17 protein-coding genes are annotated in these 20,174 nt (G+C 67.7%); 3 read left to right on the forward strand and 14 right to left on the reverse strand.

Annotated features, from left to right (window positions below; all coding sequences use genetic code 11):
• Positions 1–7: 7 nt before the first annotated feature.
• From TF1_RS01125 to TF1_RS01145, 5 genes are all read right to left on the reverse strand, one after another.
• On the reverse strand, positions 8–868 hold the full coding sequence (locus TF1_RS01125) for an ABC transporter permease (protein WP_011291747.1): 861 nt from the start codon (positions 866–868) through the stop codon (positions 8–10).
• The gene (locus tag TF1_RS01130) at positions 868–1,701 is read right to left on the reverse strand and encodes an ABC transporter ATP-binding protein (RefSeq protein ID WP_061783539.1); all 834 of its coding nucleotides are present in this window, start codon (positions 1,699–1,701) and stop codon (positions 868–870) included. Before TF1_RS01130 ends, TF1_RS01125 begins: the two co-directional genes overlap by 1 nt.
• A gap of 8 nt (positions 1,702–1,709) precedes the next feature.
• The gene (locus TF1_RS01135; protein ID WP_227480853.1) at positions 1,710–2,771 is read right to left on the reverse strand and encodes an ABC transporter substrate-binding protein; all 1,062 of its coding nucleotides are present in this window, start codon (positions 2,769–2,771) and stop codon (positions 1,710–1,712) included.
• 259 nt (positions 2,772–3,030) lie between these two features.
• On the reverse strand, positions 3,031–5,046 hold the full coding sequence (locus tag TF1_RS01140; protein ID WP_011291744.1) for an oxidoreductase: 2,016 nt from the start codon (positions 5,044–5,046) through the stop codon (positions 3,031–3,033).
• A 123-nt stretch (positions 5,047–5,169) separates the two neighbouring features.
• Entirely contained in the window at positions 5,170–7,248 is a 2,079-nt protein-coding gene (locus TF1_RS01145) for an acetate--CoA ligase family protein (protein WP_061783541.1), read from the reverse strand.
• A gap of 161 nt (positions 7,249–7,409) precedes the next feature.
• Between TF1_RS01145 and TF1_RS01150 the strand changes: the two genes are divergently transcribed.
• The gene (locus TF1_RS01150) at positions 7,410–8,426 is read left to right on the forward strand and encodes an LLM class flavin-dependent oxidoreductase (protein ID WP_016188582.1); all 1,017 of its coding nucleotides are present in this window, start codon (positions 7,410–7,412) and stop codon (positions 8,424–8,426) included.
• A gap of 226 nt (positions 8,427–8,652) precedes the next feature.
• On the opposite strand, the gene TF1_RS01155 is transcribed toward TF1_RS01150, so the two are convergent.
• Positions 8,653–10,296, reverse strand: coding sequence for an ATP-dependent acyl-CoA ligase (locus tag TF1_RS01155; protein ID WP_011291741.1), 1,644 nt, complete (start codon positions 10,294–10,296; stop codon positions 8,653–8,655).
• A complete protein-coding gene (locus tag TF1_RS01160; protein WP_016188581.1) occupies positions 10,296–11,087 on the reverse strand; it encodes an enoyl-CoA hydratase/isomerase family protein in 792 nt (263 codons plus the stop codon). The genes TF1_RS01155 and TF1_RS01160 overlap by 1 nt, the downstream gene beginning before the upstream one ends.
• A 294-nt stretch (positions 11,088–11,381) precedes the next feature.
• Here TF1_RS01160 and TF1_RS01165 point away from each other — a divergent pair, with 294 nt between their 5' ends.
• Positions 11,382–12,131 (forward strand): SDR family NAD(P)-dependent oxidoreductase, encoded by a 750-nt coding sequence (locus tag TF1_RS01165; RefSeq protein WP_016188580.1) that lies wholly within the window; start codon positions 11,382–11,384, stop codon positions 12,129–12,131.
• 7 nt (positions 12,132–12,138) lie between these two features.
• The gene (locus TF1_RS01170) at positions 12,139–12,927 is read left to right on the forward strand and encodes an amidohydrolase family protein (protein ID WP_011291738.1); all 789 of its coding nucleotides are present in this window, start codon (positions 12,139–12,141) and stop codon (positions 12,925–12,927) included.
• A gap of 259 nt (positions 12,928–13,186) precedes the next feature.
• On the opposite strand, the gene TF1_RS01175 is transcribed toward TF1_RS01170, so the two are convergent.
• The 7 genes from TF1_RS01175 to TF1_RS01205 all read right to left on the reverse strand — a co-directional run bounded on the left by TF1_RS01175 (position 13,187) and on the right by TF1_RS01205 (position 19,897).
• Positions 13,187–13,684, reverse strand: coding sequence for a nuclear transport factor 2 family protein (locus tag TF1_RS01175; protein WP_016188579.1), 498 nt, complete (start codon positions 13,682–13,684; stop codon positions 13,187–13,189).
• Between the two features lie 32 nt (positions 13,685–13,716).
• Positions 13,717–15,219 (reverse strand): MFS transporter, encoded by a 1,503-nt coding sequence (locus tag TF1_RS01180; RefSeq protein WP_061783542.1) that lies wholly within the window; start codon positions 15,217–15,219, stop codon positions 13,717–13,719.
• A gap of 87 nt (positions 15,220–15,306) precedes the next feature.
• The gene (locus tag TF1_RS01185) at positions 15,307–16,023 is read right to left on the reverse strand and encodes an ABC transporter ATP-binding protein (protein WP_011291735.1); all 717 of its coding nucleotides are present in this window, start codon (positions 16,021–16,023) and stop codon (positions 15,307–15,309) included.
• The gene (locus tag TF1_RS01190; protein ID WP_011291734.1) at positions 16,016–16,792 is read right to left on the reverse strand and encodes an ABC transporter ATP-binding protein; all 777 of its coding nucleotides are present in this window, start codon (positions 16,790–16,792) and stop codon (positions 16,016–16,018) included. Before TF1_RS01190 ends, TF1_RS01185 begins: the two co-directional genes overlap by 8 nt.
• Positions 16,789–17,733: a branched-chain amino acid ABC transporter permease gene (locus TF1_RS01195; RefSeq protein ID WP_061783543.1), complete on the reverse strand. Its 945-nt coding sequence runs from the start codon at positions 17,731–17,733 to the stop codon at positions 16,789–16,791. The genes TF1_RS01190 and TF1_RS01195 overlap by 4 nt, the downstream gene beginning before the upstream one ends.
• Positions 17,730–18,617 carry a branched-chain amino acid ABC transporter permease gene (locus TF1_RS01200; RefSeq protein ID WP_011291732.1) on the reverse strand — a complete coding sequence of 296 codons (888 nt, stop codon included), beginning with the start codon at positions 18,615–18,617 and terminating at the stop codon, positions 17,730–17,732. The genes TF1_RS01195 and TF1_RS01200 overlap by 4 nt, the downstream gene beginning before the upstream one ends.
• A gap of 101 nt (positions 18,618–18,718) precedes the next feature.
• Positions 18,719–19,897, reverse strand: a complete 1,179-nt coding sequence (locus TF1_RS01205) for an ABC transporter substrate-binding protein (protein WP_011291731.1) — start codon at positions 19,895–19,897, stop codon at positions 18,719–18,721.
• Positions 19,898–20,174 lie beyond the last annotated feature (277 nt).

The following is a 20,174-nucleotide window of genomic DNA, read 5'->3' on the forward strand; positions in this document are numbered from 1 at the left end:
GCGGCGCTTAGGCCGTGGTGTCGTTGTTCTTCCACAGCAGGGCCCGGCGCGTCACGAGGTTCATCAGCCGGTCGACGAGGAAGCCGACGATGAGCAGCGCGAAGATCGCGGCGAAGGTGCCGTCGCTGTTGAACGTGCCCGCGTGCATCGCCACCAGGAAGCCGAGGCCGCGGTCGCCCGCCAGCATCTCGGCGACCACGACGCCGACGATCGCCTGGGGGACCGCGAGTTTCAGTGCGGCAAACACCCAGATCAGTGCGGACGGCAGCATGACCCGGAAGAGGACGTCGAACGCGGTTCCTCCCATCACCCGCACTGAGTCCACCAGATTCTTGCTGACGTCACGGATACCGAAGAAGGTGTTGTAGAAGACCAGGAAGAACACGATGGCCGCGGCGGTGAGCACACGCAGCTCCGAGCCGATTCCCACCCACATGATGAACAGGGGGATCAGCGCGTGCTTGGGCATGGTGTAGAACGCGGTGATGAACGGTTCGCACACCCGGGCCAGCCACTGCGACTGGCCGAGTACGCACCCCACGACCAGCCCTAGTCCCCCGCCGGCCAGCAGGCCGAGGAACGCGTCCTTGAAAGTGCTGGAGGCGTGGTAGAGGAGCTCGCCGGAGACCACCCACGACCAGAAGGTCGGGAAGACCTCGGAGGGGCGGCTGGTGAGCAGGTCGTCGATCAGCCGTCCAGCGCTGAGCTCCCAGGACGCCAGCAGCACGACGATCACGCAGAGCTGCACGAAGTGGTGGAGCCGGGGCCGCCACCGCGCCCGGCTGCGGCGCGGCTGCGGCGCGGTCGCGGGTGCGGCCGAGTCGGTGGTGGTCTTGTCCGGCTCGGTGACCGTGGTGCTCACCGACATCACTCCTCTTCCTTCTGTTTCGGCACCCGCGCCCGGGTCAGCGCCTCTTGGAGTTCCTGCTGGATGCGGGCGAACCCGTCTTCGTAGGGCAGCGTCGCGGGGTCGCGTTCCGCTCCGAAGGGGATGGTGAATTCCGCGACCACTCCCCCGGGCGGCCCGCCGCCGATGACGAGGACCCGGTCAGCGAGGACGGCGGCCTCGGTCAGGTCGTGGGTGACGAAGAGGACCGTCTGCTGGGTGCTGTGGACTGCGCGCCGCAGGTCGGCGTGGAGCTGCTGGCGCATCTGCGCGTCCAGTGCGGCGAACGGCTCGTCCATGAGCAGCAGCTCCGGGGCGTAGATCATGCTGCGGGCGAGTAGGGCCCTGCGCCGCATCCCGCCGCTGAGCTGGGCCGGGTACAGTCCGGCCGCGTGCTGCAAGTCCAGGAAGGCGAGGTAGCGGGAGACTTCCTGCTGGATGCGCTGCTTGGGGACTTTGCGCATGCGCAGCGGGAGGGCGACGTTGGCGGCCACGGTGCGCCACGGCAGCAGGGTGTCGTCCTGCGTCATGTAGCCGACGGAGGTGTTCACCCCGGTGATGGGGCGGCCGTCGAAGAGCACCTCGCCCCGGCGGGGGCGCAGGAGGCCCGCCGCCAGGTTGAGGATGGTGGACTTGCCGCAGCCGCTGGGTCCGAGCAGGGCCACGAACTCCCCCGCGTGGACTTTTAGGTCCACGTCGGCGAGGACGTCGGGGCGGTCTCCGAATCCGACGGCCATGCCTCGGGTTTCGAAGACGACCCGGCGGGGTTCGGTGGCCTGGGGGGAGGTGGCGGTTTCCTTAGTGGAGATGGTCATGGCCTGCCTTAGGACTCACCACGGGCGGGTTCGGCGACGAAGTCCTCGTACACGATGCTCTCCAGGTCCTTGTCGGAGGCGTCCCCGAAGAGTTCGAGGTAGGTCTCCCAGTTCTCGCGGGTGAACAGCACGCCTTCGGGGTAGCCGGTCTGCGCCTGCTCCCAGGCGGTGGCGAAGACGTCGGCGTCGAGGTTCGCAAAAGAGTTCTCGTGGAGCGCCTTTCCGGCCGCTTCCGGGTCGGAGGCGACGAACTCTTGGGCTTCGGCGAGGGCAGCGTGGAAAGCTTCGACGATTTCGGGGTTGTTGTCCACGAACTCTCTCGTGCTGACGATGCAGACGCCGATCAGCTCGTTGAACTCTTCGATGTCGCCGCGCGGCAGGGAGATCCACAGGGTTCCGGAGCCGTCGGCGATGTTGGCGTCGGCGACACCGACACCGAAGAAGCTGCCGTCGAACTTGCCTTGGCGGATGCCAGCGACGATGGAAGAGGTGTCGGTGACCGGGACGATGTTGAGGTCCTTGTCCGGGTCGAGGCCGTGCTGCTGCACCAGGTGGCGCAGGGTGAGGTTGCTGGAGGACCCTGGTGGGCTGGTGGCGATCGTCAGGCCGCGCAAGGCCTTGATCCGCTCCTCTACCGGGTCGTCGGGGGCGACGTCGAGTCCTTTGGCGACGTCGGCGTTGAGGACGATGTTGTTGATGAGTCCGCCGGTTCCGGCGACGATGACCAGTCCGGCGCCTTCGGCGACGGCGTCCGCGGCGGTGGCGGTGCCCACTCCGGCGAAGTCGTATTCCCCGGCGCGCAGGGCCGCGATCTGGTTGGTGCTTCCTGCGCCGCTTCTCGTGGGCTGCATGTCAAGGCCGTGGTTGGCGTCGATGTCCTCGTCGATCACGAGGTTGATGAGGGCGGTGTTGAACGTGGGCTCGGCCAGGCCCACCCGCACCGTGGTGAGTCCGTCCTCGTTCTGTGCGGGGCCGTCTGACTCCGACGGGCCGCACGCGCTGAGAGTGAACGTCAGGGCTGCAGCGAGAGCCAAAGCGCGGAACGCTCCACTCCTGCGGGCACTACCCATGATTGCTGTCCTCACTAGTTGGGGGATTCTGTCCTGTCGGTGCGGTGCCGGCAGGACAGGTTCTCGGGGGTACGGCACACCCTTCCTTACTGATCCATCAGTAAGTGAAATACGCCACACGAGTACAAGATCATGATTCAGATAGTTATAACCAATGTCAAGAGATGGGATCTTTGTGGGACGCCCGCACATACGACAGCGGGCCTCCCACACCGGAGCGCCACGGTGCGGGAAGCCCGCCGGAACCAGTCCGCCAGGACTACTTCTGCAGCTCTTTCGCGAGCGCGTAGGCCTGACGGGTCACGGCCACCAGCCGGGTAGGAGCGAACGCGTCACCGAGGATGTGCAGCTCTGGCACACGGCCGCGCAGCTCCTCGTACAGGCTTGAGTCGGCGTCGCCGCCGCAGGCGAGGACCACCGAGTCGAAAGCGCCCAGCTCGCTCTCCTGGTGGGAGTAGGTGTGGCGGATCCGGATCCGCTCCTCCTCGATCCCGATCACGTCCTCCATGAAGCGGAACTGCACGCCGCGCGAAGTCAGCCGCGCCAGCATGCCGCCGAGGATGTAGCGGCCCAGCATCGGAGCCGGACCGGCCGTGGGGTAGACGATCGTCACGTCGTGCCCGCGGTCACTGAGGTAGTCGGCGACGATCAGCGGCGGCAGGTGGTCGTCCTGGGCCACCACGAGGACTTCCTGGCCGACCGCCACATTGCCGAGGAGCACGTCGCGGATGTCGTAGACGAAGTAGTCCTGGTCGACCCCTTCAATCTCCGCGGGACGGCGCGGCCGGGCGCCCGTGGCGACCGCGACCACGTCGAAACCGGCCTCGGCCACCGTGTCGGCGGTGGCGCGCGTGTTGCGGCGGACCGTCACCCCAGCCTTCTCCAGGCGGCGCTCCTGCCACTCCAGGTAGCGGGCCATCTGCTCCTGGAACGGCGCGTTGAGAATGGTCCGCAACTGGCCGCCCAGCTTGTCGGTGGCCTCCCACAGCTCCACGGTGTGGCCGCTCTCCGCGGTGAGGGCCGCCAGCTCCATGCCCGCGGGGCCGCCGCCCACCACCAGGATGCGGCGGGGGTTGGCCGCCTGCTTCCACGGGCCGTCGATCTCATTGCTGGTGTGGGGGTTCACCGCGCAGCCGAACGGCAGCTTGTCCACGTAGCGGCGGGTGATGCACTCGTTTCCGCCCACGCACGGCCGGATGTCGGCGAGGCGTCCTTCCCGCGCCTTGCGCAGGATGTCGCCGTCGGCGATGAACGCCCGGGCCATGCCCACGACGTCGGCGTTCCCGTCCGCGAGGACCTTCTCCGCGACCTCGACACTGTTGATCCTGCCGGTGTAGATGACCGGCAGGGACACCGAGCGGCGGAGCTGCCCGGCGAGGTCGGCCCACTGGGCCGGCTGGTAGAAGTAGGGCTGGATGTAGCTGGGGTCGCCCCACGGGCTGCCGATGACCGCGTGGAGGAAGTCCAAGAGCCCGGTGGACTCGAGGTACTGGGCGATCTCGATACCGTCAGCGAGGGTGTAGCCGCCCGGTTCTTCTTCGCGGAGGTTGAAGCGCACCCCCAGCGCCATGTCGGAGCCGATCTCCTCCCGCACCGCGGTGAGGACCTCGACCGCGAACCGCGCCCGGTTCTCCAGCGAACCGCCGTAGGCGTCGGTGCGCTGGTTGGTCAGCGGGGAGAGGAACCATTCCAGCAGGTCGTCGTGGTTGAGATGGAGTTCGATCCCGTCCAGCCCGGCCTTGCGGGCCTGGCTGGCGGAGAACCGGTACTCTTCGACGAACTCGGCGATCTCATGGGTGCTGAGGACGTGCGGCCGGTGGTTGTACAGCGTGGAGCTGCGCCGCGGGGACGGGGCGTGCGGCACCCCGCCGAGCAGGGTCAACTGGGTGGTGACCACTGCTCCCAGCGCGTGCATCTCCTCCACGAACCGCCCGATGCGCTCCACGTAGAACGGCTGGCGGAAGTAGCCGGTGGTCTCCGCGCCGTAGCCGTGCGGTTCGAACCCGGGGATGAGGATGTTGCGGACCCGCCCGGTCACTCCCCCGACCCAGGCGGGGCCGTCTCCACTGACTCGGGACCGCCAGTAGGCGAAGGTGCGCTCAACCTCCTTTTCGTCGGTGCCCCACAGGTTGCCGATCGCCGAGGAGTGCGGGGGAGCCATCACGCGGTTGCGCAGCCGCATCGGACCGATCTGGAACGGGCTGAACAGGTGGGGGAATCGGGTGCCGTCTCCGGTCGGCACGCTGTTCTCTTGCTGGTTGGGTGTGCTCCGCATCGTGCTTCCTCACTCGTGGTTGCGGTGTGGTCTGCGCGGACGTCCCTGGGTGCTGCTCCGGAGGGGCAGACCAGCCTCGGCGGTCCTGGGTGCGGTCGACCTCCTCGGCTCTTCCGGCGCGTTTCAGGCTTGGGGGGCGATTCCGATCACGGCGTCCACTGCGGCCGCACCCTGGCCTTTGAGGCCGACGATGACCGGGTTGAGGTCGATTTCGGTCATCCACGGGCTGCCCGCGAAGACTCTGGAGAGCGCGACTGCGACATCGACCAGCGCGTCCACGTCGTGGTGGCGTCCGCGGGCTCCGTCGAGCACCGGGTAGACGGCGAGTTGTTTGAGCGCGGCGCGCACGTGCTCCGGTGCGGCAGGGCAGGGCAGGAAGACCCGGTCGGCGAAGTGTTCGGCGAGGATGCCGCCCGCCCCGACCATGAGGACCGGGCCGAAGGTCTCGTCGCGAACCGCGCCGAGGATGATCTCGGTTCCGGAGAGCCGCTCGGCCACCAGGTAGCCTTCGACGGTGAGGTTCTCCTTCTCTGCGACGCGGGCCAGGTCGGCGAGTGCGGCCTCGGCCTCGTCTGCCCGGTCGAGCAGGCGGACCAGTCCCAGCTCGGACTTGTGGGTCACGCCGGAGGCGACGAGTTTCACGACGAGCGGCCCGTCGATGTCGCGGGCGGCGCGCAGGGCCGCTTCCGTATCGGGGGCGAGGGTTTCGGCGACGACCGGCACCCCGCCTTCCGCGAGCAGCCGCTTGGCGGCGTATTCGTTGAGTTCCGTGACCTCGGGCCGGGGCAGGGAAACCGGTTCCGGAGGCGTGGCCGACGGGGCCTGGGCGAGTTCGGCGTAGCGCCGCAGGTTGGCCAGCGCGGCGATGGCCTCGTCCGAGCTGGCGAACCAGCAGATCCCGGACTCGCGGAGCAGTTCTTCAGCCCGTTCGGTGAGGTTGCGCGCGGTCCACGCGGAGAGCACGGCGGGCTTGTCGCAGGCTTTGACAGCGTCGATGATCCGCGGGAGCAGCGCGTTGGAGTCGTAGGGCCCCCAAGTGGGGATGCTCAGGGTGATCATGTCCAGGTTCGGGTCGGCGGTGAAGATCTGCATGAGTTCGCTGAGCAGTGCACCGTCACCGATGACCTGGCCGGTGGTGTCGAGCGGGTTGCCGGGACGCGCCAGCTTCAGCTTCTCGCTCAGTTCGTCGAGGGTCTGCTGGGTGGGCAGGGGGATCTCCAGGCCGTGCGCGCTGGCACGGTCGGCGATGTAGCCGCACTCGCCGCCGGAGGGGCTGAGCGCACCGAGGCGCGGCCCCGCGGGCAGCGGGAGGCTGCTGAGCGCGTAGGCGGTGTTGAGCAGGTCATCGATGCTGTGGACCTCCACCACGCCCAGGTGGCGCATCATGCTGGAGAACACGGCCTGCTCCCCGGCCATTGCGCCGGTGTGTCCCAGGACGGTGCGCCGTCCAGCTTCCGAACCGCCGACTTTGAGCAGCACGATCGGCTTGCCGGCAGCGCGGGCGCGTTCCGCCGCAGCTGCGAACCGTTCGGCGTCGCGCAACTGTTCGATGTAGATGGCGATCACCCGGGTCTGCGGGTCGGCGACGAAGGCGTCGAGCAGCTCGCCCATCTGGATGTCGGCCTCGTTGCCGAGGCTGACCATGGTCCGGATGCCGATGGTGCGCCCTTGGGCCCGGTTGAACAGGGCGGCGGCCATTCCGCCGCTCTGGCTGAGCAGGGCGATCGAGCCTGGCGTGTAGGAGTAGGTGATGTTGAAGGTGGGGCAGCCCACGTAGGTGTCGACGGGGTTGAGCACGCCGATGCAGTTGGGGCCGAGGATGCGGACGCCGCGTTCCCGGGCCCGTTCGACCAGGCGCCGCTGGCGTTCGGCGCCTTCCGCGCCGAGTTCGGCGTAGCCCGCCGAGCAGATGGTGACCGTGCGGATCCCGCGCTCCAGGCAGTCCTCAAGCGCGCTTTCCACGGCCCGGGCCGGAACGAGCAGGTAGGCCGCATCCACCTGTTCGGGGAGGTCGCGCGCGGAGGGGTAGCAGGTATGCGCGCCGATGCGGTCGTACTTGGGGTTGACCGGGTAGATCCGTCCGGGGTAGCCGGTCCGCTCGAGGTTAGCCAGGCAGCGGCCAGCGTGGCCGGCTTCGTTGGGTGAAGCGCCGATGATGGCCACCGAATCCGGGTTGATCAGCGGTTTGAGATCGAGAGCCATGCTGTGCCGTCCTGGAAGTTGTGAACCGTACCGCATTTATCAAAACAATCATTAGCATAGTTAAGGACTTGCCCTCAACCCTGGCGACCCCCCTTGCCGCCATGGGGCCTATAGGCTAATTTGATTTTTGATTATCATCAATAACATCGAATGAGTGGGGTGTGCTTGTGCCACTGAAGTTCGGTCTCGCCATCATGAACGACTTCCCCCCGGACGTGGTCCCTGCCGACCGCATCGCCGCTATGCGGGAGCAGGTCCGGGCCGCCCGGGACGCGGGAATCTCGTCGATCTGGGTGCTGCAGCACTACCTCGGCAACATGCCCACCCTCCAGCCGGTGCCGATCCTGTCCGCGCTGGCCCAGGAGGCAGGCGACATGACGCTGGGCACCAACATGTTCATCCTGCCCCTGCACCACCCGGTCCAAGTCGCTGAAGACTTCGCCACCCTCGACCACATCACCGGTGGGCGGGTCATCGCCGGCTTCGGCATGGGCTACCGGGAGAACGAATTCGCCTCCTTCGGCATCCCGCTGGAGGAGCGGGTCACCCGCTTCGAAGAGAGCGTCACCCTGATCCGCCAACTGTGGTCGGGGGAACGGGTCACCTTCGAAGGCCAGCACTACAGCGTCAAGGACCAGCACATCAGCCTCAAGCCGGTCCAGGAGGGCGGCCCGCAGATCTGGATCGGGGCCGGCCCGCACAAGAAGGGGGCGCAGCGCGCCGCCCGGCTCGGCGACGCCTGGATCGTCCCGCCCCACGCCAGCCCGGAGAAGCTGAAGGTCGTGCTCGGCCACTACAAGGAAGAACGGGAGCGGCTGGGCCGCGGGCCTTCGGAACTGGTGGTCCGGCGGGAGCTCCTGCTCGACCCCGACCCGGAGCGCGCCCGTGAACTCGGCCTGCGCTACCGGGGTGCGCTCACCCGCAAGTACGCGGAGTTCAACGCGCCGGAGAAAGGCGAGAACTACCGCCACCTGACCACGGAGCAGGCCGCGGTCGAGGTCGCCGACGCCTCCTACCTGTTCACCAACCCGGAAGGCGCGGTGCAGGCGCTCAAGCAGTTGGAAGAGCAGGGGCTGACCTACATCGTCTTGCGGGCGCAGTGGTACGACACCCCCCAAGAGCAGGTCTTGCGCACCTTGGAACTGTTCAAGAACGAGGTGCTGCCCGCCTTCCGCTGATCGGTTCTCCGCACCCGTACGGCTGGCCCTGCCTGGCAGGGCTGCGCCGTCCCCTCCGCACACGCGAAGGCCCGTCCCACCACCCAAGGGACGGGCCTTCCTCTTTGTGCGGGCCGGGGCCCCGCCTGTGGCCCCGGCGCCGGGTGCGGCATCCGCTCAGCGGCCCCGGACGCCGCACCCGGGGGAGGCGGACCGGTCGGCTCGCCGACGACCGGTCACGCGTGGCTTACTTCTGCTGCTGCCGGTACTTCTCCCGGTCGTGGGTGTCCGTGGTGACCCCCTGCTCCCGCAGCACCGCCTTCTGCACCTTCTCCGAGGGCGTCTTGGGCAGCGCCTCCACGAAGCGCAGGTAGCGCGGGACAGCGAAGGCGGGCAGACGGGAGTCGCACCACTCCCACAGCTCCTCGGGAGTGGTGGGCTCGCGCACCACGACGCACGCCATCACTTCGTCCTCGCCCGCGTCCACGTCGGCGGGCACGGCGACGACCGCGCACTCCACGACCGACTTGTAGCCGAGGATCGCCTGCTCCACCTCATAAGAGCTGATGTTCTCGCCGCGGCGGCGCAGGGCGTCCTTGTAGCGGTCGACGAAGTAGAACCAGCCCTCCTCGTCGCGGCGCAGCGCGTCCCCGGTGTGGAACCACAGGTTGCGCCAGGCCTCGGCGGTCTTCTCCGGCATGCCGTAGTAGCCCAGGCTGGTGATCCACGGGACCTTGGGCCGCACCACCAGTTCGCCAACCTCGCCGACAGGGACTTCCTCGTCGGTCTCCGGGTCGACCAGGCGCACGTCGAACCAGTCGTCGGCCACGAGTCCGGCCGCACCCGCAGGCCGGTCCTCCCCGTAGGGCGACAGGATCGGCGCGGACGTCTCGGTCAGGCCGAAGACCTCGACGAACGCCTCGATACCGAAGCGCTTCTTGAAGTCTTCGAGGATGGAGGAAGCCGTGGGAGCCGCGAAGATGCAGCGCAGCGGGTTGTCGGCGTCATCGGGTCGGCGCGGCTGCTTGTAGACGAAGTCCATCATCACGCCGATGAAGTTGGTGACCGTGACCTGCGACTCCCGGATCTGGTCGATCCACCGGCTGGCGCTGAACCGGCTGCGCAGCACGAAGCGGGCGCCGCTGATCAGTGCGGGGTAGGCCGACATGAACTGGGCGTTGCCGTGGAACAGCGGGGTGACCGCCATGGCCGCGTCCTTGTCGGTGAGCCGGGTCAGGCAGGCGGTCTCCGCGGCGAAGAAGAACATCTGCGCGTGCGGCATCGCCACGCCCTTGGACGGCCCGGTGGTGCCGGAGGTGAAGAAGATGGAGGCCAGGGAGCGCGGGGAGACCTCGGGCAGTTCTCCGTCACGGTCGACGGTCAGGTCCTCCCACCGTTCCGCCTGCCATCCGGCCTTGCGCAGCTTGTCGATCGCCTGGTCGACGTCGCCGTTGTCGATCACCCAGAAGCGTTCGATGTCCTCGATCTCGTCGGCGACGTCGGTGAAGCGGTCGGCGAGCTCGGCGTCGATCACGGCCCAGCGGGGACGTGCGACACGCACCTGGTGGGTGAGGAAGTCGCCCTTGTAGGCGGTGTTGATGGGGGCTTCGACCATGCCCGCCATGGCGCTGCCGAGCCAGGTGAAGATGAACGCCGAGGAGTTGCGGGCCATGATGAGCACCCGGTCTCCCGGCTCGCCGTGCGCGAGCAGTGAACGGCCGACCTTTTCGGCGGTGGCGAGCGTCTCAGCGTACGTCCAGCGCCGGCCCTCTTCCGGAGTGTCGAGGTAGATCGCGTCGGGGGCCTGGGCGGCGCGGTGGCGCAGCACCGTGGGCAGGGCCCAGTCCTCACGGTTCGGGAAGGCAGGACGGAGATCCTTATAGGTGCGCATCAGTTCTCCTCGGGGCTGGTGAAGAGAGGGGCGAACCGGGGAGGCCTCTTCTCAGCGAAGGCCCGGGCCCCTTCGAGCATGTCGTGGCTGGCGATGGCTTGGGCGAGCATGCCGATGCCGGAGCGGAAGGAGTCACGGGCGCTGTTCCACCACAGGTTGGAGCTGATCTTGGCGATCTCCAGGTAGCGAGGGCTGAGCGCGAGGAGTTCCGCTGCCCACTCCTCGACGGTGGACTCCAGTTCCTCAGGTTCAACGACCGCGTTGACCAGTCCCATCTCCAGCGCCTGGGCGGCGGTGTAGCGGCGGCAGAGGAAGGACAGCTCTTTGGCGCGTTTCTCGCCGATCTGGATCGGCATGATGTTGGTGCCGCCGAGGACGGGGGCGCTGCCGACCCGGGGGCCGGTCTGCCCGAACGTGGCCTTCGTCGAGGCGATGGCCAGGTCGCAGGCGATGACCAGTTCGTTGCCGCCGCCGGCTGCCGGGCCGTTGACGGCGGCGATGACCGGGCGCGGCGAGGTGCGGATCGCGTCCAGCAGGGCGAGGGAGCCCTCGTACATGGCGCGCACTTCCCGCGGGTCGGGGTTGTCCATGGTGGCCAGGTATCCACCAGCGCAGAATCCTCGTCCCTGGCCGGTGATGACGATGACTCCGCTGTCGACGCTGCAGTCTTCGATCGCCTTGACCGCAGCCCGCGCCATTGGTCCGTCGAAGGCGTTGAGCCGTTCGGGGCGGTTGAGTCGAATCCAGGCGACCTGTCCTCGTCGTTCGACGAGCACGGCTTCCTCTGCCATGGCACCTCCCATACTTACCATATAATCATATTCATGATTAATATTCGAGCGGTCACACCACTGTGTTAACCGCATCGCCCTAGCGCCATGGCGTCATAATCATTATAATAATTAATTGTGGCTGCCGGAGGTAGAGGTCCGATGCGGCTCCTGGGCGGTGAGACGCCCACTTAGCCAACAGCAGAGATCCCGCAGCAGTCAATCACGAGTAGGAGAGTCACCGGTGTTGGACCGACCCCTGATCCGCCCCTACCCCGTATCCCCCATGCCGCGTTCCGTGAGGGGGTGGATCTGATGGCGGGAGAACTCAACGGCAAGGTCGCCCTCGTCACCGGTGCGAGCCGGGGAATCGGGGCCGCGATCGCCCGCGGCTACGCTGAACGCGGCGCGCTCGTCGTCGGAGCAGCCCGCTCCACCGACCAGTTGCGCGAACTCGAGGCCACGAACCCGGAGCGCATCTCCACCGCCACCGTCGACCTGCGCGACGCGGAGTCGCTCAACAGCCTCGTCGACCTCGTCGTCGAACGGCACGGACGGATCGACATCCTCGTCAACAACGCCGGCGTGGCCCCGGCAGCCGACTTCGCCACCGAGCCCATCGAGCAGTGGCGCACCACCTTCGAGGTGAACGTCATCGCCCCGATGACCCTGGCCCAAGCCGCCGGCCGCTACTTCATCCCGCAGCGCAGCGGCAAGATCATCAACATCGCTTCGACCACCGGTATCCGCGGCAAGCCCGGACTGGTCGGCTACTCCACCTCCAAGGGCGCCGTAGCGCGGTTCACCGAAGCCCTGGCTGCCGAGTGGGCCCGCCACAACATCCAGGTCAACTGCATCGCCCCCGGCGCTTTCGCCACTGACGCGCAAAGCGCGGTCCTGGAGTCGCCCGACCTGCTCCACCGCCGGGTGCGCCGCATCCCCGCCAAGCGCATGGGAGACGTCTCCGAGCTCGTCCCGCTGGCCTGCCTGCTGGCCGCCCCCGGTTCCGACTTCATCACCGGCTCCATCTTCGTCATCGACGGCGGCGAGTCCGGGAAACTGTGAGGCCATCATGATCATCGACGCACACACCCACGTCTGGCCGGAGAAGATCGCGGCCAAAGCCCTGGCCGGACGCGTTCCGGGCATGGAAGCGAAGTTCGACGGCACCGTGGCCGGGCTGAAGCGTTCCATGGACGCTGCCGGGATCGACCACTGCGTCGCCTTCGGTATCGCCGACCACGCCCGCCACGTGGAGCGCGCCAACGAGTTCATCTCCTCGCAGCGCAGCGACTGGCTCACCCCGTTCGGCACCATCCACCTCGACCTGTCGGTCGAGGAGAACATGGAGATCCTCCAGCGCCACGGCATCAAGGGCGTCAAACTCCACCCGCTGTTCCAGCGGTTCCGCCTGGACGACCGGCGGCTGTGGGCCCTGTTCGACGCCTTCGGATCAGACATCGCGGTCATCACCCACGTGGGCTTCGGCGGTCAGGGCAGCGCCAACGAGAACTCCACGCCGCAGATGATCGTCGACATCGCCCGGAACTTCCCCAAGCTGCGGTTCATGGCCTGCCACTTCGGCGGCTTCCGGCGGTTGGACGAGGCAGAGAAGTACGTGGTCGGGCTGCCGATCGTGTTGGAGACCTCCTGGCCGCCCGGCCTGGCCGAGATCCCCACGGAACGGCTCCGCGCGATCGTGCACCGGCACGGTCCTGACCGGATCATCTTCGGCTCCGACTGGCCGATGGTCGACCCCGCCGACGAGATCGAAGCGATCCGGCGCCTCGAACTCCACCCGGACGACGAAGCCGCGATCCTCGGCGGCAACCTCGCCCGCATTCTCGGCATGGAAAGCTAATCTGGGGAAAATCCGGCACACTGGCGTGGTGCGGTGAGGGACACGGCACCGCACCACCTTCCCTTGAAGCTCCCGCTCCGTGCCCCTGCTTTTCCCCTGGTGCGGAGGCGCGGAGCGGGACCCGGGGCCGGTGTCGGCGTCAGGGGAGGGACCCGGCACCGGCTCCAGAGGTGTCCCGCCCGTACCGGACCTCACCTTGCGACGGGACGGATCCGGGGCGGCTGCTTCCGCGGCCGCCCCGGCACCTCCTTTGCTGGGCCTACCACTCGCCTGGGACCGGATCGGTTCCCGGCCAGCGCACGGTCAGTGGGCTGCGGAAGAGCTCCTTCAGGGCGTCCACCGGGGCGACGTAGCGGAACTTCGTGGTGCGCTCCTGGAACTTCCAGGCTCCCTCGTCGCGGACGTAGGTGTCGTCGTAGCGGAACGCGGCGACGAGGAACTCCCCGCCGCGTTCGATCTCGGCGTGCCCGGTGACGGTGCCCCGCGCCGTATCGTCGTCAACCCAGTCGATGACGACGGTGTGCGGCGTGTGCACGGTCTTGCCGTTGAGGTGCGCCCGCTCCTGCAGGAATGCGACGATCGCCTCCCGGCCGCGCAGAACCGCCCCCGCGTGGCGGAAGACCGCATCCGCGGCGTACATGCCCTGCAGGGCGGCATAGTCGTGGTCGTCGACGGCCAGGGCGTAGCGCGCCACCAGGTCGTGGATCGCGGCCCGGTCTTCTAGGCGGCGCAGCCGCCGCGCAACGTCCTCAACCATCCCTCAGTCTCCCTATCATCCGATGTTTTCTGTCAGGAGGGTGGCCAGCTCCGCTGTTCGCTCTCCTCCGCGGCCGGTTCCTCCCGCCTGACCGCGGCAGCCTCCGGGTGCGCATCCGCCTTACCGCCTCCCCGGCCGCGGCGGGCCCCGGCCACCACGATGCACGGCACCAGGAGCAGCGCCAGCAGGTTGAGCAGCGCGCTCATACTGAAGTCGACGGTGAACGCCGCCCGCAGCGGATAGTCCTGGCCCGGCGGGGTCCCCACCACCAGCACCACCGTGGTCACCTGCGACAGGATCGCCATGGCAATCGTGCGGATGATGGTGTTGATCCCGTTGACCGTGCCGGTCTCCCGTTCCGGCACGGCTTCCGCGATGAGCACCGGCAACGCGCTGTAGATCGTCCCGCCGCCGATCCCGGTGATCCCCGCGCCGAGCAAGACCGTGGCGGGCTGCACGGGGAGGAACGCCAGGATCGACAGACCGGTGACAGCGGAGGCCGCGCCCAGTGCCATCAAGGGCCGGATCCCGAACCGGGCCACGGCCTTCCCGGTCAGCGCACCCCCGACCAGGGTGGTCATCGAGAACGGCAGGAGGTACAGGCCCGCCTGGGTCACCCCCACGCCCAGCCCGGTTCCTCCCTCAGCGGGCGCCTGCACCATCTGCGGCACCAGCAGGAACGTGGTGATCTGCCCGCAGGTGGTCAGGAAGCCGATCACGTGGGCCAGCCAGACGTTGCGCTGCCGCATCAACCGCAGGTCGATCAGCGGATCGGGGATCCTCCGCTCCACCCCTAGCAAGACGACCAGTCCGATGACCCCCACGGCCGCCAGGGCCAGCACCGGTGTGGACGACCAACCCCACTCTGCGCCCCGGCTCACCGCGAGCAGGCCGGTCGTCAGTGAGAATGTCAGCAGGGTCGCGCCGATCCAGTCGACCCGGCCGCGACCGCGGCGGCGCGGTTCCGGGACCAGCAGCGCGATCGCGACCACGGAGCCGGCGGCCATAGCCGCCGAACCCCAGAAGAGCCCCTGGTAGCCGAAGTATTCGGCGACCAGGCCGCCCACGGGCAGCCCCAGGGCACCGCCCAGGCCGAGCATGGAGCTGACCAGGCCCATGCCGAACGCGGCCCGGTCCCGGGGCAGCAGCTGCCCGAGCAGCGCAAACGCCAAGGGGAAGACCCCGCCGGCCACGCCCATGATCACCCGCCCGGCCACGACTGCGCCCAGGGTTCCGCCTGCCGCGGCGATCAGCCCGCCGAGCGCGAACAGGCCGAGGGAGATGAGCAGCACCGGCTTGCGGCCGAACAGGTCCCCCAGCCGTCCGGCGATCACGGTGAGCACCGCGGACGAGATGAAGAAACCGGTGACCACCCATGCCGCTTCGCTTGCCGTGGAACCGGTGGCGCGCTGGATCTCCGCGAGGACCGGGACGATCGCGTTCTGCGACATGGCATAGGTCAGGCCGCCCAACACGAGCGGCACGATGACCCGGAGTGGGGAGATGTGGGGGACTGCGGCCGGGGTTGCTGCCACGCTTTACCGCCTCCGTCGTCGCTGGGTGGCTGGAACGTCTCGTGACACACGTCGGGGCCGTGCACTGCACGGCCCCGACGCCTACGGTCAGGAACTGAGCGCTGCCTCCCCGAGGAAAGCGCGGACCACCGAAGAGTTCTGGCGGGCCTGTTCGGCGGGGCCGCTGAAGACGACCTCGCCGCGCGCCACGACCACGACGTCGTCGGCGATCTCCAGTCCCATCTCAGCGTTCTGCTCCACCATGAGCAGCGCGATCCCGGAGTCGGCGATGCTGCGAACACTGCTCAGCACCGACTCGACCATCGTGGGCGCCAACCCCATGGAGGGTTCGTCGAGCATCATCGCCCGCGGAGAGGACATGAGCGCCCTCCCGAAGGCGAGCATCTGCTGCTCCCCACCGCTGAGCAGGCCGGCCGGGCCGTTCCGCCGCTCCTTGAGGATGGGGAACATCTCGTAGACCTGTTCCATGGTCTCGGCCGCCTTCTCTTTGGACACCGTGTAGCCGCCGAGGATGAGGTTCTCCTCCACGGTCAACGGCGCGAAGACCTGCCGTCCTTCAGGAACGAGGACGAGACCGTCGCGGACGATGCGGTGGGTGGGCCGGCCGGTGATCGGCTTGCCGTCCAGCAGCACCTCACCGGAGCGGACGGGAAGGAGCCCCATGGCCGCCCGCAGCGTCGTGGTCTTCCCCGCGCCGTTGGCGCCCAGGACCAGGGTGATCCTGCCGGGGGACGCGGATGCGCTGACCCCGCGCACCGCCTCGATCTTTCCGTAGCTGACGTGCAGATCGCGGATCTCAAGCATGGGACCGCCACCGCTTTCCCAAGTAGGCTTCCTGCACCGCGGGGTGGGAGACGACCTCCTGCGGCGAGCCTTCCGCCACCAGGGAGCCGAAGTTCATCGCCACGAGGTGGTCGCAGGTGTCGACCATCATCTGGACGTCGTGTTCGACGATCAGTTGGGCCAGTCCCTCGTCCCGCAGTTTCTGCATCAGCTCCGAGACTTCCTGCCGCTCGGAGTGGTTCATGCCCGCGGTGGGCTCGTCCAGCAAGAGCAGGCGGGGCCGGGCCGCCAGCGCGCGGGCGATCTCTACCCGCCGGGCCATGCCGTAGGACAGCTCGGTCGGCCAGGCGTTCCGGACGTCGCCCAGACCGGTCCGCTCGATCGCTTCTTCCACCGCTTCCGAGGGCCGGTCGCGTCCCAGCCAGGACCGCAGCCGTCCCCGCGGGTCGTTGATGTCCGCGCCGAGCTGGACGTTCTGCAAGACGGTCAGCTCGGGCAGCAGCCGCACGGTCTGGAAGGTGCGGGCCAGGCCTTTGCGGGCCAGCTTCATCGGCGGCTCGCTGTGGTACTCCTTGCCGTCGAGCAGCAGGCGTCCCCGGGTCAGCGGCACCAGCCGCGTTACCGCGGCGAGGAAGGTGCTCTTCCCGGACCCGTTGGGGCCCAGGATGCCGTAGATCTTTCCGGGTGGCAGCCGCAGCCCGAAACCGTCCACGGCTTTGATCCCGCCGTAGTGCACCGCCACATCCTCGGCTTCGAGGACGTAGGGTGCCGCGGTCTCGGTGGTGGTCATCGCACCCCCTCCTTGGACTCGCCGCTGAGGGCTTGGAGCATCGCGCGTTCCTCCACCGCCTCCTCGGCGGGCGGCTCTGCGGGGGCCGCGGTCCGCGACCGGCCGCGGAGCTTCTGGTACAGGCTCTGCACCAGCCCGAGCAGCCCGGTGGGCATGAAGATCGCCGCGAGGATGATGATCAGGCCGTACACCACGTCCTGCCAGCGGCCCGTGGTGGCCAGCATGCTCGGCAGCCAGGTGAAGATGACGGCACCGATGAACGCACCCATCCAGGAGCGCGACCCGCCGATGATGACCATCGTCAGGGCGAGCACGATCAGGTGGAAGTTGATCTCCTCCGGGGAGACCGTGGTGCGCAGCAGGGCGTTCATCGCTCCGGCGCAGGCGCCGAGCGCACCGCTGACGGTGAAGGCGAGCTGGCGGACCGTGACGACGCCGATCCCCATGGACATCGACAGTTCCGGGTCTTCGCGGACCGCTTCGATCCGGCGGCGCAGCGGGCCGCGTTCGGTCAGTGCCAGCAGGAACGCCACCACGACGCACACCGCGACCACACCGCCGGTGGTCAGGTCGCTCAGCGCCCCGTACAGCCCGTTCGCCCCACCGGTCAGCTCGCCGCCGTTGGTGGCCAGCACCGAGATGATCAACACGAACGCGATCGTGGCCATGGCCAGGTACAGGCCGTTGAGCCGGGCGACGATCAGGGAGAACAGGTAGCCGACCACGGCTGCGAAGACGACAGCCGCACCGATGGCGACGAACGCCGGCACGTCGTAGCGGATGGTGAGGATGGCCGCGGTGTAGGCGCCGAGACCGTAGCTTCCGACCCCGGCGAAGGAGAAGACACCCACCCGCAGCGGCACCTGGATGCTCAGCGCCAGCAGGAAGTTGAGGAAGGTGGCCTCGATGAGGACGATGTTGGCCTCGTACCAGCCGATCATGTCCGCCGTACCTCCTTACGGCCGAAGATGCCGCGGGGCAGGAAGAGCAGCACCACGAAGATGAGCCCGAAAGCCACCGCGCTGGCCCAGGTACCTGACAGCTGGGTCACCACGAGCGTCTCGGCGAGCGCCAGGATCATCGACCCGACGACCACGCCGATGACCGATCCGATACCGCCCAGGATGATCGCGGCGAACGCGCTGATCAGGAAGCTGTCGCCGGTTTCGGCGGCAATGGAGCCCAGGTAGTAGGTGAGCAGGATGCCCGCGGTTCCGGCTAGTGCGCCGGCCGCGGCCATGGTGCCCAACGCCATCCGGCCACGGTCCACCCCCATGAGGCTGGCGACCTCGGGGTTGACCCCGATTGCTCGCAGCGCCAGCCCGGCCCGGGCGGACTTCAACCACCATGCAGCCAGGCCGGCCAGGCCGAAGGCTGCCACCAGGATGACCAGTTGCACATTGGAGATGTGTATGGCGCCGAGCTGGTAGGTGGTGGTCTTGAACGTGCTGGCGGAGAAACCGAACGGCACGCTCTTCGTGTAGTGCTGGGCGATCGCCAGCAGGACGCTGGCGGCACCGATACCGCCCACCACGATCTGCATCTCCGCTTTGAGCAGGTCGGGGTTGCGGCGCAGGATGAAGTTGAAGATCAGCGCCTGGGTCAGGACGGACAGCACCATGCCCACTGCGGCCCCGAGCAGGATCATGGCCCACATCGGCAGGGCCACCATCTGCACCGTGTAGTAGGCGACCATCGCCGAGAACATGAAGGTGCTGCCGTGGGCGAAGTTGAGGATGCCGATCGTTCCCCACGCCACGCTCATGCCGAGCGCGAACAGCAGGTACAGCGATCCGAGGGTGACCGCGTTAATCAGGATTTCCACAGCGGACCCCTCCTTTCGATCGTCTCCTGCCACACTCGTGTGTCATGCCTGTTCATCGTGTTTCCGGATGGTTGGTTAGGCACCAGTAGCCGCGGACCGGATCAGTCATCACCCAGCGTGACGACGACTTCCTCGGAGCCGTTCCAGCTGGCGATCACGCCCTCGACACGGACGTCGTTGTTCTCGAAGCTGAGGGGGCCTTGTGCGCCGTCGAAGCCTTCAGCGGCAACCTTGGCGATGCCTTCCCGGATAGCGACTCGGTCGGCGCTGTTGGCTTCCTTGATGCCGCGGGCCAGCAGCCACACGGCGTCGTAGCCTTCGGCGGCGTAGTTGTTGGGCAGCTCGCCGTACTTCTCTTCGTAGGCCTTGACGAATTCCTGGGTGGAGGGGACTTCGCTGCGGGCGCTGAAGTTGCTGGGCCACACCACGCCTGCGGCGTCCTCACCGGCGGTCTCCAGGTTGCCGGCGCCCATGGTGGTCATGCCGATGATCTCGCCGTCGTAGCCCTTCTGCTTGAGCTGGCTCACCGCACGGGGGTTCTGCGGGCCGAGCAGCAGGAGGAAGACAGCGTCCGGGTCGGCCTTGATGATCTCGGAGGTGACGGCGGTGAAGTCCTGGGTGTCGTTGCTCACCGTGTCGGAGCGCTTGATGGTGACACCGTTCTCCTCGATCACCCCGGGAACCGCCTTCTCACCGAGCTCGGTGAGGGTGGGGTTGCCGCTGGTGTAGAGGACGGCGGCGGTCTTCACCTTCTTCTCGGCCAGGTAGTCGCCGATGATGTGGTAGTAGGAGGCGGCCGGAGCGGTCACGCGGTAGGTGTAGTCGCCTACGAGGACACCGTCGCTTCCCGCCTGGTAGTAGATGACCGGGATCTCGCCTTTTTCTGCGATCGGGGAGATCGCGGAAGCCTGGCTGCTCAGGCCGGGGCCGAGGATCGCGGAGTAGGACTTGTCCGAGACGGCCTGGGTGGCGAGGCTGGCAGCCTCCTGGGTGCTGTCCGAGGCGTCCTTGAGGTCGATCTCCAGCTTGGTGTCGCCCAGGAAGCCTTGTTCGTTGATCTGTTCGACCGCCAGGTCGATGCCCTTGGTGCTGTTCTCACCTGCGAAGGAGACGGGGCCGGTCATCTCCTTGATGGACATGATCTTGATGGTGTCCGGCAGCCCCTCTCCCGTGGAGCTGCTTTCTCCCGCCTCGTTGGTGCCGCAGGCGGCCGCGGCGAGCAGCGCTGTGGCTCCGGTGGCGGCGAGCAGGGTGCGGGACCAGCTCTTGCGCATGTTCATGGACGCTCCAATCACGCTGACCACGTAATCATGATGATTATCGTGATGGTTGTCACGTTAGAGGTCCAGGTCACAACTGTCTAGTCCGTCCGGACTCCTCTAGAGCCGTTGGCCACAACCTGCAAGGTCCATCAGCCTGGCCCCACCCGTCACAAGGCTCTCTCTCCACCCATTGCAACCTGCAGTTATGACGTTCTGTAGGGTTTCGAGAACAGTCCACCACCAAAGATTCACGAGATTATAACTATTAATATCAATAGGAGGCAGGTGAGTGCCA

Source organism: Thermobifida fusca NBRC 14071 = JCM 3263, from assembly GCF_001592045.1.
GTDB lineage: Bacteria > Actinomycetota > Actinomycetes > Streptosporangiales > Streptosporangiaceae > Thermobifida > Thermobifida fusca.